Annotated in this window: 1 protein-coding gene; it reads left to right on the top strand. The window is 48.2% G+C overall.

Translation table 11 applies throughout. The annotated features are described in order from the left end of the window. Positions 1 to 71 precede the first annotated feature (71 nt). On the top strand, positions 72 to 330 hold a 259-nt coding region (locus tag ACEYW6_RS36750; RefSeq protein WP_412983686.1), incomplete at its 3' end, for a chaperone modulator CbpM.

Genomic DNA, 330 nt, shown 5'->3' with positions numbered 1-330 from the left:
AGAGAGTGCTATGAAAAATTGCGGCAGGTCAGTAGTTTTAATTCCCGTCAAGGCTTAACGGAGGTGCGGTTATGAGTCCTAACCTGAGTTTGTCTTGTGTGGTGTGGTCAGAAACAGGCGATCGCCTCTATAGTTTCGAGCAAGCCGCCTACCTCACCCAAACTTCGGTTTTATTGCTAGAACGATTTGCCCGCCTGGGATTAATTGAACCTGTAGGAATCATGCTGCGCCGACAGGATCTCTTTCGCGTTGAGCAGATTCAAAGGTTGCACCGCGATCTGAACTTGAATTGGGTCGGAGCAGCAATGGTGCTAGATATGGTAACTGAAA

It is taken from the genome of Nostoc sp. UIC 10607 (genome assembly GCF_047228265.1).
Taxonomy (GTDB): domain Bacteria; phylum Cyanobacteriota; class Cyanobacteriia; order Cyanobacteriales; family Nostocaceae; genus Nostoc; species Nostoc foliaceum_A.
Note: the sequence above shows the minus strand (reverse complement) of the source record. Positions and strands in the feature narration are given on the sequence as shown.